This is a genomic window from Nitrospira sp. BLG_2 (assembly GCF_049222245.1).
Genome location: NZ_JBLYIG010000628.1, coordinates 1 through 2,384, shown reverse-complemented (window position 1 = coordinate 2,384; position 2,384 = coordinate 1). Strand labels below are relative to the sequence as shown.

The 2,384-nt window shown below is 54.2% G+C and carries 4 protein-coding genes; all 4 read right to left on the bottom strand.

Going from position 1 to position 2,384, the window contains the following annotated elements:
- On the bottom strand, window positions 1-410 hold a 410-nt coding region (locus ACOSYY_RS16625; RefSeq protein ID WP_421663875.1), incomplete at its 3' end, for a hypothetical protein.
- Between the two features lie 109 nt (window positions 411-519).
- The gene (locus tag ACOSYY_RS16620; RefSeq protein ID WP_421663873.1) at window positions 520-1,044 is read right to left on the bottom strand and encodes an adenine phosphoribosyltransferase; all 525 of its coding nucleotides are present in this window, start codon (window positions 1,042-1,044) and stop codon (window positions 520-522) included.
- A gap of 5 nt (window positions 1,045-1,049) precedes the next feature.
- Window positions 1,050-2,003, bottom strand: coding sequence for a sigma-70 family RNA polymerase sigma factor (locus ACOSYY_RS16615; protein WP_421663871.1), 954 nt, complete (start codon window positions 2,001-2,003; stop codon window positions 1,050-1,052).
- Between the two features lie 13 nt (window positions 2,004-2,016).
- The coding region (locus ACOSYY_RS16610) for an acylphosphatase (RefSeq protein WP_421663869.1) at window positions 2,017-2,384 on the bottom strand (368 nt) is incomplete at its 5' end.

The following is a 2,384-nucleotide window of genomic DNA, read 5'->3' as shown; positions in this document are numbered from 1 at the left end:
GTGATGGCCTCATCGATCGACTGCCGTCGACGATTACGCATTTCCATTAACGAAATACCGAGTTCGCGCTCAAGATCCATTAAGGCTTGGTCGCCGACATCACGCGCTGACTCCAGACGGCGTTGCTGATCTTCAGTCAGGGATTGCCCCAGACTCTCTTCGATCTCCTTCAGGATCTCTTGGCGTTTCTCAATGAGCATCTTGTGAAGCGCTTCCTGACGCCGTTCCCGTGCTTCCCGTTCTTTTGCTGTCTCCTTAGGTCGCGCTGGAGTCTCTAGTTCGATTTCAGACGCCCCCTTGAGCGCCGCAGCCGCTCCTGCACCAGTCACCGGCTGGGATTTCTTAACCTCAGCGGCCGCGGATTTCGTCTTTGCATCAACCTTTTTCTTCGCCTGTGCTTTCGTTGCCATAGAGAATCTGCTCCAGAAATAGAAATAGGTGATCGGAGGGCTAAAATTCCGGCTTCTATATCATGGCCGATGCCCCTTGGACAAGAGGTGATGGAGAATGCGTTAAGCCCTAAGGGTAGGTGATCGTCGAATGGATCTCGTAGCCGGTGAGTTTGTCGCGTCCCTTCAAACCCTTCAGCTCCACCAAAAAATCGAGCCCGACAATTGTGCCACCAAGCTGACGAACAAGATGCACAGTCGCTTTGGCCGTTCCTCCGGTCGCCAAGAGGTCATCGACAATCAGCACATGCTCTCCGGTGTCGATCGCATCACGGTGTACGGCGAGGCTATTATTTCCATACTCAAGACTATACTTCACTTCATAACAATCAGCCGGAAGTTTTCCCGGCTTGCGAACCGGTACAAATCCGGCCCCGAGACGCGCCGCGAGAATTCCTCCGAAAATAAATCCCCGGGACTCGATCCCTACAACCTTGGTGATCCCTCGGTCCTGATACCGAGTCGTCAATTGGTCGGCAAGACCCTGAACTGCGGCTGGATTCTTCAGGAGCGTGGTGATGTCATAAAATAAAATGCCGGGCTTCGGAAAGTCCGGAACTTCTCGAATAAGTGCTTGATAGTTGACGGTCGTCACGGAAATTAGAGCAAGTCTGCCTGTGTCATCGTTTTTCGCTCGATGGTGTTGCGAAGTCGAACCAGCGCTGCCATTTCAATCTGTCGTACGCGCTCACGAGTCAGCCCCATGGTTCGGCCGATTTCCTCGAGCGTCTTCGCTTCATCCCCGTCGAGCCCGAACCGTGACACAATAACAGTTTGTTCTTTCTCAGGCAACTCCCTCACCCAGGCCATCATTTCCGTCCTCCGCCGCACCCCATCGGCGGTCTCATCGGGAGAGAGCCCAACCGGATCCTCGATCACATCGCGCAGAAAAGTATCGGTGCTGTCGTTGAGGGGGCTATCGAGCGAACAGGTTGTGCGCACCAACTGCTTCAGGTCTAAAACTTCTTCTTCCGATGTTTTCATCTTGGCGGCCACTTCTGCCGCCCTCGGCTCCCGCCCAAGCTCCTGCACCAGCTGTTCGACACGATTCAGATAACGATTGAGGCGTTCTACCACGTGCACCGGCAAACGCACCAGCTTGCCTTGATTAATGATCGCTCGCTCGATGTACTGTCGGATCCACCAAGACGCATAGGTGCTGAACCTGAATCCTCGCTTGTAATTGAACTTTTCGACGGCTTTGATCAAGCCTAAATTGCCTTCTTCCACGATGTCGGAAAACGGAAACCCCCGGTGCATGTAGCGCTTCCCAATGCTGATGACAAGCCGTAAATTCGATTCGATCATCTGTTGCCGAGCTTGCTCATCGCCGGCCATGACCCGCTTACCGAGCTGCTGTTCTTGTTTGAAGGTCAACAAGGTCGATCGGCGGACTTCCCGCAGGTAGCTCTTCAGGGTGTCAAGACCCTCCGATCGGTCCCTTTCCCGTTCCTCCTGATTCGGTGCGCTCGCTGGTTCTGAGGCGTCTATATCGTCGACGGTTTGTCTTCGAGCTTCACTCAATCCGGACTCCTCATCATGCAATCGACTCATGATGCCTCGTTTCCTAATACCAAATGCTGAAGTTTGAATACCGATCAGCCGCGGCACTCCATTCCGTTTCAATCTTTGTGACATGGGCGGCGGAAGGACCGATTTTCAATTCACGTAGAAGTGCTTCGATCGCCGCTCTTTTTCCCTCCACGTCCAGCTCGACCCGACCATCGTCGAGATTGCGGACGCCACCCACCAGATCAAGCCGTGCGGCAGTTCGTGCCGCAAACGCGCGGAACCCTACTGCCTGCACACGACCGGCCACCAGGATATGTACTCGGACCGGGCGTTCGTCAACAGTTTGCGTCATTGATCCGACCAAGATACTGAGTGCTAACAGCCACTTACGGGCAGCCCAGCGGATATTCTCACACCTCTTCC

Excerpts from the sequence above, each read along its gene's own strand:
- ACOSYY_RS16615 (WP_421663871.1), bottom strand. The coding sequence starts at position 2,003 with ATGAGTCGATTGCATGATGAGGAGTCCGGATTGAGTGAAGCTCGAAGA.